Origin of the sequence: Pseudoalteromonas sp. TB25 (assembly GCF_000497995.1) — a bacterium.
Lineage (GTDB): Bacteria > Pseudomonadota > Gammaproteobacteria > Enterobacterales > Alteromonadaceae > Pseudoalteromonas > Pseudoalteromonas distincta.
Window position 1 is genome coordinate 1 of sequence record NZ_AUTI01000181.1, and the last position, 14,719, is coordinate 14,719.

The window sequence follows — 14,719 nt, forward strand, 5'->3', positions numbered from 1 at the left end:
CGGGCGGAAAAATAGTAGAGCGTTTAACCGATTTTGGCATGGTATGGTTTGAGTTTGAACAACCGCTAATGCCCAATGAAGTGCGAGAAGGCGAGCTCTCAGTTTCTCGTGAACACGACGGTTTTGTTGATAGAAGATCTGATACTCAACTCGTGCACAACGGTACATTTGTAAATAATGGAGAATTATTACCAAATTTTGGTTATCAAAAGTATTTTCAAATTGCCGATAAGTATGAGCGCCGCAAGCACGAGTTACCTGAACTTGAGCGCGCACATAAACTAGAAGACAGCCGTTATTATACGCAAAATGAGTTTGGGCCTGCTAATGGGTTTATAAACTATAAGGCAACGGTAACCACCGATGAGTCACAATTTGCGATTACTCCAGGTTACTTAAAAAGTGAGAGTGTAAAAGCTGGACGCCGCACCTTTGTTTATGAAATGGATGCTCCAATTATAAACTTTTACTCTGTGCTTTCGGCAGAGCTTGAAAGTAAAAAGGTTGAGCATAATGGGGTAAATATTGAGGTGTACTACCACAAAGATCATACATGGAATGTTGACCGCATGATTGAGTCAGTTCAAGACTCAATAGATTACTACACACAAGCCTTTGGCCCGTATCAGCATAGACAGCTTCGTATTATTGAATTTCCTAAGTATCGCTCGTTTGCGCAAAGTTTTGCCAATACGGTACCTTACTCAGAAAGTATTGGTTTTATTACAGACCTAAGAGATGAGAGTAAAGTTGACCTACCTTACTATGTAACCGCACATGAAGTTGCGCACCAATGGTGGGGGCATCAAGTATCGGGGGCTAATGTAGAGGGCAGTGCTGTTATTTCTGAAACACTTTCCCAGTACAGTGCGCTTATGGTGCTAAAAAAACGCTTTGGCGCCGAGAAGCTCCGTAAATTCTTAAAGTACGAGTTAGATAAATACTTAATGGGCCGTACTGGCGAAGCCTTTGAAGAAATGCCACTATATAAAACGCAGGCTCAACAATACCTTCATTACAATAAAGGCTCAGTTGCGATGATGGCGATTTATGATCGTTTAGGTGAAGTACGCTTAAATGCAGCACTTAAAGCGTTTTTGAATGAGTTTAAATATCAATCAACGCCATATCCAACCACACTTGATTTACTTAGTTATTTAAAGCGAGATGCAACACAAGCTGAACAGCGTTTTATTGATGATCAGTTTAAATATATAACGCTTTATGAGCTTGAAATGAAAGAAGTGTCGGTTACAGATGATGTTGATGGCGAAGGTTTTTATACAGTAACACTGAGCGTTGAAGCAACTAAGCAGCATGCCGATGGACAAGGTGAAGAAACTGAGCAGCCGCTCGATGAGCTAATTGATATTGCATTATTTAGCGACGACCCTGAAAACTTACTCGCTGAAGACTTTGTTATTTACTCGCAAAAGCATCAAATAGTATCTGGTAATAATACTATTGAGCTAAAAGTAAAAGAAAAACCATTATTTGCAGGGGTTGATCCTTACATTAAGCTGGTCGATAAAGACAGTAAAAACAACTTAGCTAAGTTTTAAAGTCTATTTATTTACTAAGCACTTAAACTGACTACTCTAAAGGCCGCATTTATGCGGCCTTTATGTGTAATAAACTGTATAAAACTTCATAGCGTTTCTACATATTCCCCACAGCTTTTTACGCTAATATTTTATGTTCTCTTATAAAGTTACCTTACTGATATTTAGTTTATAAGGAAGAGTATGAAGCCATTAATAATAGGGGCGATAGCATTAAGCCTCAGTGCTTGTTCTGCGGTAACCATTCAGCCACAGGCAACAGCAAAAATAACGAGCCAAGCTAATTACGAAGATAGCCGCCCATTTTATTTATGGGGATTAGTGGGTGAGCAGCGGGTAGACGTAAAACAAATATGTTCAAATACACCCGTTATTCAAATGCAGTCACAACAAACGTTTAGTGATGGAGCGCTTAGTTTAATTACGCTTGGAATATACTCGCCCCATACCATTAAAGTGTGGTGCCAAGAGCAAGTACTAGGGGAGACATTATGAGCATCAAGCTATTTGCAGCCGGTTGCACACTGATTATTTTAACGGGGTGTACAAATATTTACTTTGATAACGGTATGCAGAGCAAAGTAAGCAATAAAGCGCTAAAAAGCTCACAGTGGCATCATAATTTTGCACTTGCGTTGTACGAGGGATCAGAGCCGTTAGATTTAACAAAACATTGCCCACAAGGGGAGTGGCAAAGCGTTCATACGTATAAATCGTTTACTAATAGTTTAGCTGAGGTGGTTGTGAATCAAATTAGCCCAGCTTGGTACCCTAAAACAGTAGAAGTACAATGTAATAAGGTACCATTTAAAGCTAAATAATTATTTAAAATAGTTATTCGTAACGCAATGCATCTATAGGGTTTAGTCTTGCTGCTTTAATAGCAGGGGCTAAACCAAATATAATCCCAATCATTGATGTAAATCCGAACGATAGTATTACAGCCCATACTGGTATGTATGCATCAGGCATACTTGGGACTAAAAACGAAATAAGCCCTGCGGCGCCATATCCTATAATGAGTCCTATTAAACCACCAAAAAGTGAAAGCACAACGGCTTCAACTAAAAACTGCAGCATAATAAAACCAGGTGTTGCGCCTAGTGCTTTTAATGTACCAATAACGCGTGTGCGTTCAGTTACCGACACTAGCATTATGTTCATAACACCAATACCGCCAACAAGTAAGCTAATGCCAACAATACCAGCAGTAATAGCAGTAGCACTGCTGGTAAATTTATCTATTTGAGCACGAGATTTTTCAGCGGTTTCAAATTCAAAGTCGTTTTCATCTTTCTCTTTTAGTTTATGTAGTTGGCGCAATACACGAGTGATTTTTGCAAGCACTTGTTCTTCGTTAGTACCTTTATTTAACCTAAACATAATTTGCACATTAGTTTGTGTACTTCCGCCTTCTAAAGCACTCATGGTACTAATTGGAATATTAATGTAATCGTCTTGGTCAAAACCAAATAAGCTACCTTGTTTTTCAGCAACGCCAATAATTCTAAACCATTCACCACCTAGCTTTATATATTCACCTACTGGGTTTTCAGGAAGGTTTAGTTTTTCTATGATTGAAGGGCCGATAAATGCGACCCTTCTTCGCTTATCATCGTCCTCAGCACGAATAAAGCGACCAAGTTCAGGATAAGTACGATACGCTTTTTGATAGTCTTGCTCGGTACCGATAACACGCGATGAATGGCTTTTATTTCCATACTCAGCTCCCCCCGAAAAGCGCCAGGTAAACATTAGGGCAGTTAGCGTTTCAGCTTCTTTTATACGCGACTTTAGAGCTAAAAAATCGTCGTAGGTAAGCTTGGCATTTTTACCAACCATTTCGAGTTCAATACTAGTGTAAGGCTTTATTGTTGTTACATCTGGCGACATATCAGCAAGTTGATCATTTATTTGCTTTGTAAAACCCTGCATTACTGCAACGACAGTAACTACGGCGGCAACACCAATAATAATGCCCAAACAGGTCAGTGCGCTGCGCATTGCATTAGCTTTAATAGCTGAAAAAGCGGCCTTAGTGCCTTCCATTATCGCAAGAGCTGATTTAAACATGCTGCTTGATTCCTTCATCTTTAGTTACATCACTTACCACTTTACCGTCCACTAAACGAATCACGCGTTGGCAATGATCGGCAATTTCTTGCTCATGTGTTACTAAAATAATAGTGTGACCTTCGTTATGCAGCTCATCAAACAAATCCATAATTTCGCGGGTCGTTTTACTATCAAGATTACCTGTGGGTTCATCTCCTAATAATATATGTGGTTTTGTGACTAAAGCGCGGGCAATCGCAACACGTTGACGTTGCCCGCCCGATAGTTGGCTAGATAAATGATTAACTTTATCACCGAGACCTACCCGCTTTAGTGCTTCTAAAGCTTGTTGCTTTCGTTGTTTACTAGGAATAAAGCGATATACTAAAGGCTGCATTACATTTTCTAGTGCGGTTGCACGTGGTATTAAGTTAAAGCTTTGAAATATAAACCCGACACTTTCATTACGCTGATGAGCAAGCTCTGTCTCGGTCATACTTTTTACTAGTTTATCTTTTAAGTAGTATTCGCCACTGCTGGGTGTATCTAAACAGCCTAATAAGTTCATTAAGGTCGACTTGCCTGAACCAGAAGGTCCTATAATCGCCACGTATTCGTTTTGCATTATATGTACTTTTACATCATCAAGTGCCTTAAATACCTCTGAGCCCATTTTGTATTGTTTATTAATATGCTCTAGCTTGATTACCGCAGACATTAGGCTTCTTCCTTGTCTGCATCTGATTTAAGTTTTACCACATCACCTTCAGTCAGAAGACTTACTGGGCGCGCAGGGCCAATAACTATTTTGTCGCCCTCATTTAAGCCGTCAGTAATTGCTTGTTCTATATCAGATGATATTCCAACAGTTACGGCAATTTTGCTAACGGTGTTATCACTATTTAGTCGCCATACAAATGTTTTATCGTCTTCTTTTTGGATTGCTTCTATTGGAAGTTTTAAACCGTTTTCGGCAATGCTTGTTGCGATCTCTGCTCTACAACTCATTCCTGCATATAGCTGGCGCTCAGTAGTATCGAGTAATACTTTTACTTTAAACGATAAACCTTGAGAGCCGGCTTGGTTTTTAGCTGAAGTACCAATATTGATTACTGTGCCGCTAAATGGTTTATTAGGGTATGCGGCCGCATAAATATTCGCTTTTTGGTTAAGCTTAATGCTCGCAATGTCGGTTTCATCCACACGTAGCTCGGCTAAGATAGCGCTAGGATCGGCTACTAGCATTAAATCAGAGCCAATAATATTAGTAGTACCGGCTATAACGGTTTCACCTTCTTTAATATTTACAGATGCAAGCAAGCCGCTCATTGGAGCTCTAAATACACTTTTACTTAAGCGATCTTGCGCAATTTGTAGTGACGCTTGTGCTTGGTTGTACGACTCTATTCGTGATTCAATATCGATTTTAGCTAGATCGCGTGCGCTTTCAATATTCTCGTAGCTCTCTTGATTACCTAAACCGACATCATATAAGTCTTTTTGTCTTTTAAGTTGGCGCTCTAGGTTAGCAAGGCGTGTTTTATTGTGTTTAATTTCAATTTCTGTGGCGCGAAGGATTGCTTTACTACGGGTAACTTCTGATTCAAAGGCAGTTGTATCAAGGCGCATTAACATATCGCCTTGTTTAACTCCTTGGCCTTCTTGAACAAATATTTTATCTACTCGGCCCGTCACTTCAGAGCGTAATTGCACTTGTGTATTAAAAACTAAATTACCTGAAGCCATTATTGAGTCAGCAATGTCGCCAAGCTCTACTTGAGCAATATTTACTTCGGCTTGTTTTTCATCGCCAGAAATTTGCTTTGACACAATTAGGGCTATAAATGCGCCTACAGCGAGTGTGATGATTATTGCTTTTTTCATTTTATCTATCCGTGAATTAAGTAATGTGGAGCTAGTATCTACCTCCACTTAAGAGTTAACTTGCTGCAATGATTGCCCAAATACCAAAAATAATAATTGAAGGAAGAGCAGAGAATAGGAGTGCTTTGTTAGTTGAAAAATTAGTCCAGCATTTTAAGCCGATCATTCCCAGCGAAATGCTCCAAAAGCTAAATAAGTTTATTGATTCTAATAAGCTATAAAAAGGATGGCCAATTTCAAGTCCTATTATTAATTGGTTAATAGATGCGTAGCTAAATACGGCTTGTTGAGATATTTGATCTGTACTTGCACTTAGTACAAGAGCAATTGTTCCTAGGCTTGAAATAACAACTGGCATCATTGTCCAGGTAGCGAATCCATACCAAGCTCCGTAGCTATGTTCTGATTCAGGATCTTGTTTAGCCACAAGCATATAATAAAGTGCCACTAATGCATTCATGATAGCCAGCGCAATTACGCCGCCAAACAAACCAAACCATATTTGGCCTTCTGCATTTTGCTCTATACTTTGGCGAATCATTTTTTGCTCGCCAATCGTCGCATCAATAGTTGATGCTGCTACTTGCTCATTAATCAAAAACTGCATATCAACAGTGGAATAAAAAATATAAATACTCGCCATTGAAACTAAAGACATGACTATAAAAGCAAGCCATGACCAACCTTTGGCGTGTTCAACACCATTGAAAGCTTTACTAGGACTTATATAAATATCGAGTAGGGCGCTAAACGCGTTAGGTGATTTCATTATTATTCCTTTATACCTATTTTATGGCTAGGCAGTTATAAATGCCCAGTGACTAGGTAATAGAATAAAGGAAAATGTATGTATTGTTTTCATTCAATTGTAACGGTTTGTTAACAGATGTGAGGGGTCTTGTGCAAAAACGAGAAAAGGGCCAAAAGGCCCTTCGTGTCGCAGCAAGTAACACATTCTTTCTTATAAATTAAAGTCTACAGAATAAGCAACGTAAGCTTTAATATCTGAATCATCCATATCTGTATCAGACAAACCAAAAGTAAAACCGTCTTTCGAGATTGATACACCGTAATCTAAGATATTATCATCGCCAATAAAGTCACCAGAGTAGTGGCCTAAGTGAAGTGCCATTTCAGTGCCGTTACTGCCAACAGCAAAACCGTAATCAGCTGTCAGGTAAAGTGAATCACCAAAGTCTGTACCATCACCACTTGCAGCTGATGTTGCAAGTACTGAAGCACCAAATGTAAAGCCTTCAACACTGATGCTACCGTAAATTTCAGAGAAATCTGCGTCAGCTTCAGAAGCTGCATCTGGGTAAGCGTAATAAATATAGCCAACATCATAGCTAACGCTTTCGTTAATGTCGCCACCAAAGCCTGCATATAAATCAAGCTCATAGGTCATTTCATCTGCCCACGATGCATTTGAAGCCCAAGTACCTGCATAAAAGCCCGATTCATTGGCGTAATCAATACCGCCTGAAATAGCTGCATCGCCCCCAGTTTGCTCTTGACCACGCCATAAGTAGTTTGATGTTGCCGCTGCGTTTGCTGTTACTTCAGCATGTACGGCTGTTGACGTTAAAGATGTTGCGCCCATTAATGCTATAGCACTTATAGCGATGGTTTTTTTTAGTTTTAGCATGTCCATTTCCCGTTATATGATTTTTGCTCGCCAAGGTTTTTATTATGTATTCGGAACCTTTAGGCTGACGGCTTTTTATTGTTTAACTAACGAGATAATTGCACTGTATGTGCCAGCTTCATTATTTTTTATTAAAAATTATTTTTATACATTAAAAACATGAGCTTGTATTTTATAGATTGAGAAGAGATATGGTATGTAGGGAGATGTTGCGCACACTGCTGGTGCATAAATTAACCTAGCCGCACCATAAAAGTACGGCTAAATTAGAAGTTTTTAGCCAAATATAGTGCGCATAAGGCTAATTGTTTCGTTTACACTACGACCTTTTTGAACTTCACTCACAATTGAATCGCGCTTACTGCGAATGTGCTCAGGAATATCGTCAGCAGCAAGTGCGCGGTCTACTAAAATTTCTGCAGACTCTTTACCTCTACGCTGAGTTTTACCTGTCGTAGTTGTAGTTCGTTTAGGCTTACTTAACAGTTTGATGTAGTTAGAGTTATCTGGTGTTTTTGCATCAGCATAGTGAAAGAAACATGGGATTAGTGCTTTAATAGCAACTAATTGTTCTTCTAACCCATTACTAGGTTTAGCCATTTTGTACCATGACATAGCTTGAATACCTTTTACAATATCTTGCCAGTAACGCTCAAAATCACTATTTTTTAGTTTAGAAACACCAAGGGCACCGCATAATGCATCTAATCGATTGTTTGTGATCGGAGTAAATATATCAGGGCGACGCATTGCAAGCAGTCGTGTTGCAGGCGCAAGTGTTGGTTTTTCATTATTGTCGGTGAATATTTTTGAATAAGCAGCAACAAATTGTTGATATTCGTATTGAGTAATGTCACCTTCAAGTGGAATATTTACTAGTGCATCGTCAAAGGCACCTGGTAAATCGCCAAGCATTTGATGAAAGCTCTTCGCACTTTTTGTTGATGCAAACCATTCAACGTCAAAGTTGTATGTGCTTGGATCATGTGATGCCATGTGCTTACCGCTAAACGCAAGTAAATCTTCAGGAATCATATCTTTAAGAGATTGTTCACGAATGCTTTTAATGTAGTCTACTAAGCGAAGCTGTTCATCAAGAGCAATAACGTCTTTGTGTTGTTCTACAAATACACTTACTACAGGCCACGGAGCAATACGTAAAGTTTTAACCTGTAAAAAGCTGATAGCTGAAATAAGCTGATCGTGTAGCTTCTTAAGTACTGGTAATTGCTGCGGCTCTAGTAAATCGTAGTTCATACGATCTCTGCTTGCACTTAGCAATTCGTAACACCAAGGTAAAAAATCATCAGGGTGGTTTTCTACTTTCACGGCCATAAGGTTAAGGCTTAATTCTGAAGATTGCTTCAGAATGTTCTGATAGATTTGATTTTCTTGTTCGCCTAGCGTCATTTTTGACGGTGAAATTAGCAGTTTTTTCATGCCTTGTAGAATCTCCGGTTTAGATATATATTTTTTTGCTGGTCCATTTTAGCGCAATTACGCTAATAACAACAGCGCTGTCCTCCATACGTTGTAATTGAAGTAGCTAAATCGGTATTTTTGCTAATAGAATGAGACTAACGCTTTAACATGTATCAATCATTTTTATCTAGTACAAAGAGACTTTCAACTGAGGTATTAAAATGCTTTGCTATTTTTAGAGCAATTATTACCGAAGGGGTAAACCGGTTTGTTTCTACGGTACTTATTGTTTTGCGCGACACGTTAATAGCATCAGCAAGTTCTTGTTGTGAAAGCCCAGCTTCTTTTCGGTACTTTGCTATGTTATTTTGCATTTCCTCTCCTAATCACGATTTTGCCAAAGTAATGAAGCGCCATATACCAAGAGCATGATACCTAGATAGAACATTGCCATATTTGCATGCGAAACATCGCTAGGTATTGAATCGTTACTATACAAAACACCAAGAAGGCAAAATACAAATGCAAAACTTAAATGTTTATAGGCATTAGTATCAATGGTGTTTAGAAACTCATCTTTATAAGCGTATTGAAAATACATTTTTAACGGAAAGCCCCCTTTAATGAGGTAAATAATCACTATAACTACATAAAAAGAAACGCCCAATCCAACAAATAATAACCCTTCGTTATCGTGCTTTATTAGTGAGTAAACATTGAGAAGTAAACAAACCATGGCTGTGCTTATACTAAGCCATATATTTTGACTCATAAACTTTTCTTCAGTTTTAATATCCTGTTGTTTCATAATATTCATCCTGTGATAGTATTTATTTTTTGTAACCTATGGGTATCAATGTAACCTTAAGGTTTCACCGGGTCAATATTTATTTGTAACCTAAAGGTATCAAAATGTTTCAGGGGCGATTCAGGATAAGAATGTAATATCTAATAAAAAGCTTTTTTATCAGAACGACAATGATTTTAAGGCTAACACTCGCTATGATAAGAACATTATTTGCACGTTTTAAAGGACGATCATGAAAACCTTACTTAAAATTGTAGGTGTAATACTTTTACTATGTATAGCACTAATTTTTGCCGCACCGTTTCTAATCCCTACTGATACTATTTTTAACAAAGTGTCGCAGCAGGTAGAACAAACAACTGGGCGCACTCTTACCATTAAAGGTGATAAAACACTTAGCGTATTCCCTGCATTAAAGTTAGAACTTAACGACGTGCATTTTGCAAATATGGAATCAGGTTCGCGCGCCGATATGGCGAGTATGAAACAGCTTGCTGTACACATACCTTGGTTTTCATTATTTGGTGGTGAGTTTAAATTAGATAAGTTTGTTATAAACGAACCAAATATCCTATTAGAAACCGACAAAAATGGTAAAGCCAATTGGCAGTTGTTTGATGCAGTTGCAGAGCAACCAAAAGAGCAGAGCCAATCAGGTGAAGCGATAAAGCTTCCAGATAACTTTGATATTGAGTTGGGTGAAGTTGCTATTTATGGCGGCACATTTACTTATCTAGATGGTCAAACAGGTGCCAAACAACAAATTAGCGATTTAGAACTCGCTATTTTACTTCCTTCACTTCGTAAAACATTAGAAGTAAAAGGGGGTATTACTTATATGCAAGAGCGTTTTGATCTTGATATAAAATTAGATACTCCTGCTAAAGCAATTGAAGGTGCTACTTTTAATGTTAAACAAACCTTAGATTCTCGTTTAGTTGATTTAACGTTCGAAGGGAGCATAGCTAAGCAAGGCCAAGATATTAAAGGTCAGTTAGCACTAAGCGGTGAGTCTGTTAAAAGTATTGCGAAATGGCAAGGTATAGAGCTAGACGCTAAAGACAATGCATTTAACGGATTTAGTGTAAACGGTAAAATGCACCTACTAGGTGAGAAATTTAATCTAGAAGATTTAGTTGCGACGTTAGACGCATTAGAAATAAAAGGTAAGAGCGAGCTTAACCTAGGTAAGCGTTTAGCAGTAAATGCTGATATTGATTTAGGTATGCTTGACTTAAACCCGTATCTACCTGAAGCAGTGGCAAAACAAGAAGAGCCAGAAGAGCAAGAAGATAAACCTGCAGAGCCAATAGTATGGGATGACACTAAAATTGATTTAAGTGCATTAAATTCACTAGATGCAAATGTAGTGATTCGTTCAAGTGGATTAAAAGCAAATGATATTAAATTAGGCGCAAATCAATTTACTGTTGCTTTAAAAAATAGCGTTGCAAAACTAAGCCTAGATAGCTTTTCTGCTTATGAAGGGTCAGGTAAAGGCGTTATCAATGTAAACGCACAGCAAGTACCTTATAAAATATCAACTAACTTTGACTTAGCTGGAATAGATGCACAGCCTTTATTAACGGATGCGGCAGGTTTTGACAAGCTAATGGGTAAGGGGTCTTTAAATTGGAACCTAAACACAACTGGCCAAAGTCAAAAGTCGTTTATTGGTGCGCTTAATGGAAAGCTTGGATTTGAGTTTGCTGATGGAGCTGTAAAAGGTGCAAATATAGCTGAGATGGTTCGTAAAGGTAAGGAACTCATTTCAGGTAACTTTGGTGCTGCATCTGAAGGGCTTGATACCGGATTTGAAGAATCTGAGCAAACAGATTTTTCAGCATTAACTGGAAGTTTTAACTTTACTAATGGCGTTGGCAAAAATACCGACCTATCACTTATCAGCCCACTTATTAGAATATCAGGTGAAGGCGACGTTGATTTACCGCAAACAACGGTCAACTATCGTTTGGTTACAGGTATAGTTGGATCTATCGAAGGTCAGGGAACTACCGATGACAGCACTGGCTTTAAAATACCACTACGTATAAAAGGGCCTTTCCACGATGTAGGTATAAAGCTAGATGTTGGTGATGCGCTCAAAGATGAAGCTAAGCAGAAGGTCGATGAGGCAAAAGAAAAAGCCAAAGACAAAGCAAAAGATAAAATTAAAGATAAATTAAAAGGTTTATTTGGTTAATTTATTACACTTTAAACAAACAAGGCACATTACAGGTGCCTTGTTTGTTTTGTAACCACCTGTAAAATAGCTACATAGCCGTAATTACTCAGCTTTAATTTCCCATCACTCCAAATTAATTAAAAAATAACCTATCGCTACCCCCTCAATGCTGGTACAATTGCCCGCCCTTAAGAGACAACTCGTTTGTTTTTGAGTGGGATTTAATCGAAATGTCTTGATTTTAAACAAATTTAAGACACGTTGTAATTACTACACCGGAGGTCATTAACATGATCCAAATGCAAACTCAGCTGGAAGTTGCTGATAACAGCGGCGCTCGCAAAGTGCAGTGTATAAAAGTCCTTGGTGGTTCTCACCGTCGCTACGCAGCGATTGGCGACATCATTAAAGTTTCTGTAAAAGAAGCTATTCCTCGCGGTAAAGTGAAGAAAGGTGATGTTAAAAACGCGGTAGTTGTGCGTACCAGAAAAGGTGTTCGCCGTCCAGATGGTTCTCTGATCCGTTTTGACAGCAACGCTGCTGTTATCTTAAATGATAACTTACAGCCAATTGGTACACGTATTTTCGGCCCTGTGACTCGCGAACTTCGTAATGATAAGTTCATGAAAATCGTTTCACTAGCCCCAGAAGTACTGTAAGGAGCCAATCATGGCAGCAAAAATACGTCGTGATGACGAAGTAATCGTACTAGCAGGTAAAGACAAAGGTAAGCGCGGAAAAGTGCTTTCAGTTGTTACTGAATCTGGTCGAATCTTTGTCGAAGGCATAAACTTGATCAAGAAACACCAAAAGCCGGTTCCACAATTGAACCAAGCTGGCGGCATTGTTGAGAAAGAAGCATCTATGGATGCATCAAACGTTGCGATCTTCAACTCGGAAACGAGTAAAGCTGATCGTGTAGGTTTCAAGATTGAAGATGGTAAGAAATTACGTATCTTTAAATCTACTGGTAAAACTATCTAATAGTTGGAGTAGAATGATGGCGAAACTGCATGAAGTATATAAAGACAAAGTAGTTGCTGAACTTCAAGAGAAGTTTGGTTTCAGCTCTGTCATGCAAGTCCCTCAGATCGAAAAGATCACATTGAATATGGGCGTGGGCGAAGCCCTAGCTGACAAGAAGATTTTAGATAACGCAGTAGCGGATCTAGCAGCAATCTCTGGTCAGAAACCTTTAATCACTAAAGCACGCAAATCTGTTGCTGGCTTTAAAGTGCGTGAAGGCTACCCGATTGGTTGTAAAGTAACCCTACGCGGCGAGCGTATGTGGGACTTTTTTGAGCGTTTGGTATCAATCGCTATCCCACGTATTCGTGACTTCCGTGGCGTAAGTGCAAAGTCTTTTGATGGACGTGGCAACTACAGCATGGGCGTACGTGAACAAATCATCTTCCCAGAAATCGATTACGATAAAGTAGACCGTGTACGCGGTATGGATATTACTATCACTACTTCTGCGAAATCTGATGAGGAAGGCCGTGCGTTGTTAGAAGCGTTTAACTTCCCATTTAAGAAATAAGGGTAGGGTTATGGCAAAGAATTCTATGAAAGCGCGCGAAGCAAAGCGCACAAAACTAGTTGCTCAGTACGCTGAAAAGCGCGCTGCACTAAAAGCTATCATCAGTGATGTTAACACATCTGAAGATGATCGTTGGGACGCGGTACTTAAGCTACAAGCTTTACCACGTGATTCTAGCCCTGCACGTCAACGTAATCGTTGTAACATTACGGGCCGCCCACATGGTTTCCTTCGCAAATTCGGCATGAGCCGTATTAAAGTTCGCGAAGCAGCTATGCGCGGTGAAATTCCTGGCCTTAAAAAGGCTAGCTGGTAATAGAATCATGGGAGTAAGACTATGAGCTTGCAAGATCCTATCGCGGATTTGTTCACACGAATTCGTAACGGTCAATCAGCGAAGAAAGTATCTGTAACGATGCCAACTTCAAAGCTGAAAGTAGCATTAGCTAAAGTACTAAAAGACGAAGGTTATATCGTAGATTTCGCTGTTAACGGCGAAACTAAACCTGAGCTTTCTATCGAGTTGAAGTACTTCGAAGGCAAAGCTGTAATTGAAAATATCCAGCGTGTAAGTCGCCCTGGTTTACGTATCTATAAGAAACGTGACCAATTACCTAAGGTAATGGGTGGTCTTGGTATCGCTATCGTATCAACTTCTAAAGGCCTAATGACAGACCGCGCAGCACGTAGTGCTGGTGTTGGTGGTGAAATCATTGGTTTTGTAGCTTAATCGGAGGGGAACTATGTCTCGCATAGCAAAGGCACCAATTACTGTTCCTGCCGGTGTAGAAGTTACATTAAAAGGCCAGGAAATCACAGTTAAAGGCAAAAACGGTGAACTTACTCGTACAATCAACAACGCTGTTGAAGTTCAAGTAAATGACAACGTTATTACTACTTTACCTCGTGATGGCGTAGCTAATGCATGGGCTCAAGCAGGTACTGCTCGCGCTCTAATCAACAACATGGTTGTTGGTACGCATGAAGGTTACGAGAAGAAACTTCAGTTAGTAGGCGTGGGTTACCGTGCTGCAGCGAAGGGTAAAACATTAGATTTAACTCTTGGCTTCTCACACCCAGTTAATTTCGCAGTTCCTGAAGGAATTACGATTGAAACTCCAAGCCAAACAGAAGTTCTAGTTAAGGGCGTAGACAAGCAGTTAGTTGGTCAAACAGCTGCTAACATTCGTGCATACCGTAAACCTGAGCCTTATAAAGGTAAGGGTGTTCGTTATTCAGATGAGAATGTACGCCGTAAAGAGGCTAAGAAGAAGTAAGGTAAGACGATGGATAAAAAAACAGCTCGTCTACGTCGTGCTAAACGCACTCGTAGAAATTATATTGAACAAGGCACAACGCGTCTTGTTATCCACCGCACGCCACGTCACATATACGCTCAAGTTGTAAATGCTGAGGGTAATGTACTGGCTGCTGCTTCTACTGTTGAAAAGGCTATTAGCGAAACAGTTAAAGGCACCGGTAACGTTGAAGCTGCGCAAGCAGTTGGCAAAGCGGTTGCTGAACGTGCGGCTGACAAAGGCATCGAAAAGATTGCTTTTGATCGCAGTGGCTTTAAATATCACGGCCGTGTGAAGGCGCTAGCTGATGCTGCGCG

19 protein-coding genes are annotated in these 14,719 nt (G+C 39.5%); 11 read left to right on the forward strand and 8 right to left on the reverse strand.

The features are described 5' to 3' along the window. From L652_RS0104095 to L652_RS0104105, 3 genes are all read left to right on the forward strand, one after another. A partial coding sequence (locus L652_RS0104095) for a M1 family aminopeptidase (RefSeq protein WP_024603317.1) occupies positions 1-1,562 on the forward strand: 1,562 nt, incomplete at its 5' end. 183 nt (positions 1,563-1,745) lie between these two features. Further along, positions 1,746-2,057: a Bor family protein gene (locus L652_RS0104100; protein ID WP_002959514.1), complete on the forward strand. Its 312-nt coding sequence runs from the start codon at positions 1,746-1,748 to the stop codon at positions 2,055-2,057. Further along, on the forward strand, positions 2,054-2,383 hold the full coding sequence (locus tag L652_RS0104105; RefSeq protein ID WP_024595213.1) for a hypothetical protein: 330 nt from the start codon (positions 2,054-2,056) through the stop codon (positions 2,381-2,383). Before L652_RS0104100 ends, L652_RS0104105 begins: the two co-directional genes overlap by 4 nt. Positions 2,384-2,396: 13 nt before the next feature. Here L652_RS0104105 and L652_RS0104110 read toward each other — a convergent pair whose 3' ends face one another. The 8 genes from L652_RS0104110 to L652_RS0104150 all read right to left on the reverse strand — a co-directional run bounded on the left by L652_RS0104110 (position 2,397) and on the right by L652_RS0104150 (position 9,379). After that, positions 2,397-3,635, reverse strand: coding sequence for an ABC transporter permease (locus tag L652_RS0104110; protein WP_024595212.1), 1,239 nt, complete (start codon positions 3,633-3,635; stop codon positions 2,397-2,399). Further along, positions 3,628-4,335 (reverse strand): ABC transporter ATP-binding protein, encoded by a 708-nt coding sequence (locus L652_RS0104115; RefSeq protein ID WP_024595211.1) that lies wholly within the window; start codon positions 4,333-4,335, stop codon positions 3,628-3,630. Before L652_RS0104115 ends, L652_RS0104110 begins: the two co-directional genes overlap by 8 nt. Continuing rightward, on the reverse strand, positions 4,335-5,501 hold the full coding sequence (locus tag L652_RS0104120; RefSeq protein WP_024595210.1) for an efflux RND transporter periplasmic adaptor subunit: 1,167 nt from the start codon (positions 5,499-5,501) through the stop codon (positions 4,335-4,337). Before L652_RS0104120 ends, L652_RS0104115 begins: the two co-directional genes overlap by 1 nt. Before the next feature lie 55 nt (positions 5,502-5,556). Then, positions 5,557-6,270, reverse strand: a complete 714-nt coding sequence (locus tag L652_RS0104125; protein ID WP_024595209.1) for a YIP1 family protein — start codon at positions 6,268-6,270, stop codon at positions 5,557-5,559. 192 nt (positions 6,271-6,462) lie between these two features. Continuing rightward, positions 6,463-7,149, reverse strand: a complete 687-nt coding sequence (locus L652_RS0104135; protein ID WP_024591363.1) for a TorF family putative porin — start codon at positions 7,147-7,149, stop codon at positions 6,463-6,465. Positions 7,150-7,425: 276 nt separating this feature from the next. Next, a complete protein-coding gene (locus L652_RS0104140; RefSeq protein ID WP_024595208.1) occupies positions 7,426-8,589 on the reverse strand; it encodes a hypothetical protein in 1,164 nt (387 codons plus the stop codon). 155 nt (positions 8,590-8,744) lie between these two features. Next, a complete protein-coding gene (locus tag L652_RS0104145) occupies positions 8,745-8,945 on the reverse strand; it encodes a helix-turn-helix transcriptional regulator (protein WP_024595207.1) in 201 nt (66 codons plus the stop codon). Between the two features lie 8 nt (positions 8,946-8,953). Further along, a complete protein-coding gene (locus L652_RS0104150) occupies positions 8,954-9,379 on the reverse strand; it encodes a hypothetical protein (protein ID WP_024595206.1) in 426 nt (141 codons plus the stop codon). 232 nt (positions 9,380-9,611) lie between these two features. On the opposite strand from L652_RS0104150, the gene L652_RS0104155 reads away from it, so the two are divergent. The 8 genes from L652_RS0104155 to rplR form a co-directional block, all read left to right on the forward strand. Next, positions 9,612-11,582, forward strand: coding sequence for an AsmA family protein (locus L652_RS0104155; RefSeq protein WP_024595205.1), 1,971 nt, complete (start codon positions 9,612-9,614; stop codon positions 11,580-11,582). Between the two features lie 272 nt (positions 11,583-11,854). Continuing rightward, positions 11,855-12,223: a 50S ribosomal protein L14 gene (gene rplN, locus L652_RS0104160; protein WP_002959498.1), complete on the forward strand. Its 369-nt coding sequence runs from the start codon at positions 11,855-11,857 to the stop codon at positions 12,221-12,223. A 10-nt stretch (positions 12,224-12,233) separates the two neighbouring features. Continuing rightward, complete coding sequence (rplX, locus tag L652_RS0104165; RefSeq protein ID WP_002959496.1) at positions 12,234-12,548, forward strand: 50S ribosomal protein L24; 315 nt, start codon at positions 12,234-12,236, stop codon at positions 12,546-12,548. Between the two features lie 16 nt (positions 12,549-12,564). After that, positions 12,565-13,104 (forward strand): 50S ribosomal protein L5, encoded by a 540-nt coding sequence (gene rplE, locus L652_RS0104170; protein WP_010554915.1) that lies wholly within the window; start codon positions 12,565-12,567, stop codon positions 13,102-13,104. A 10-nt stretch (positions 13,105-13,114) separates the two neighbouring features. Next, the gene (rpsN, locus tag L652_RS0104175) at positions 13,115-13,420 is read left to right on the forward strand and encodes a 30S ribosomal protein S14 (RefSeq protein ID WP_006794245.1); all 306 of its coding nucleotides are present in this window, start codon (positions 13,115-13,117) and stop codon (positions 13,418-13,420) included. A 21-nt stretch (positions 13,421-13,441) separates the two neighbouring features. Beyond that, positions 13,442-13,834 carry a 30S ribosomal protein S8 gene (gene rpsH / locus L652_RS0104180; protein ID WP_002959491.1) on the forward strand — a complete coding sequence of 131 codons (393 nt, stop codon included), beginning with the start codon at positions 13,442-13,444 and terminating at the stop codon, positions 13,832-13,834. Between the two features lie 13 nt (positions 13,835-13,847). Then, positions 13,848-14,381: a 50S ribosomal protein L6 gene (gene rplF, locus L652_RS0104185; protein WP_002959488.1), complete on the forward strand. Its 534-nt coding sequence runs from the start codon at positions 13,848-13,850 to the stop codon at positions 14,379-14,381. A 9-nt stretch (positions 14,382-14,390) separates the two neighbouring features. Beyond that, the coding region (gene rplR, locus L652_RS0104190; protein ID WP_024595204.1) for a 50S ribosomal protein L18 at positions 14,391-14,719 on the forward strand (329 nt) is incomplete at its 3' end.

Bases quoted from the DNA above. Each gene is read 5' to 3' on its own strand.
- L652_RS0104100 (WP_002959514.1), top strand. From the start codon at position 1,746: ATGAAGCCATTAATAATAGGGGCGATAGCATTAAGCCTCAGTGCTTGT.
- L652_RS0104105 (WP_024595213.1), top strand. From the start codon at position 2,054: ATGAGCATCAAGCTATTTGCAGCCGGTTGCACACTGATTATTTTAACG.
- L652_RS0104110 (WP_024595212.1), bottom strand. From the start codon at position 3,635: ATGTTTAAATCAGCTCTTGCGATAATGGAAGGCACTAAGGCCGCTTTT.
- L652_RS0104115 (WP_024595211.1), bottom strand. From the start codon at position 4,335: ATGTCTGCGGTAATCAAGCTAGAGCATATTAATAAACAATACAAAATG.
- L652_RS0104120 (WP_024595210.1), bottom strand. From the start codon at position 5,501: ATGAAAAAAGCAATAATCATCACACTCGCTGTAGGCGCATTTATAGCC.
- L652_RS0104125 (WP_024595209.1), bottom strand. From the start codon at position 6,270: ATGAAATCACCTAACGCGTTTAGCGCCCTACTCGATATTTATATAAGT.
- L652_RS0104135 (WP_024591363.1), bottom strand. From the start codon at position 7,149: ATGCTAAAACTAAAAAAAACCATCGCTATAAGTGCTATAGCATTAATG.
- L652_RS0104140 (WP_024595208.1), bottom strand. From the start codon at position 8,589: ATGAAAAAACTGCTAATTTCACCGTCAAAAATGACGCTAGGCGAACAA.
- L652_RS0104145 (WP_024595207.1), bottom strand. From the start codon at position 8,945: ATGCAAAATAACATAGCAAAGTACCGAAAAGAAGCTGGGCTTTCACAA.
- L652_RS0104150 (WP_024595206.1), bottom strand. From the start codon at position 9,379: ATGAAACAACAGGATATTAAAACTGAAGAAAAGTTTATGAGTCAAAAT.
- L652_RS0104155 (WP_024595205.1), top strand. From the start codon at position 9,612: ATGAAAACCTTACTTAAAATTGTAGGTGTAATACTTTTACTATGTATA.
- rplN (WP_002959498.1), top strand. From the start codon at position 11,855: ATGATCCAAATGCAAACTCAGCTGGAAGTTGCTGATAACAGCGGCGCT.
- rplX (WP_002959496.1), top strand. From the start codon at position 12,234: ATGGCAGCAAAAATACGTCGTGATGACGAAGTAATCGTACTAGCAGGT.
- rplE (WP_010554915.1), top strand. From the start codon at position 12,565: ATGGCGAAACTGCATGAAGTATATAAAGACAAAGTAGTTGCTGAACTT.
- rpsN (WP_006794245.1), top strand. From the start codon at position 13,115: ATGGCAAAGAATTCTATGAAAGCGCGCGAAGCAAAGCGCACAAAACTA.
- rpsH (WP_002959491.1), top strand. From the start codon at position 13,442: ATGAGCTTGCAAGATCCTATCGCGGATTTGTTCACACGAATTCGTAAC.
- rplF (WP_002959488.1), top strand. From the start codon at position 13,848: ATGTCTCGCATAGCAAAGGCACCAATTACTGTTCCTGCCGGTGTAGAA.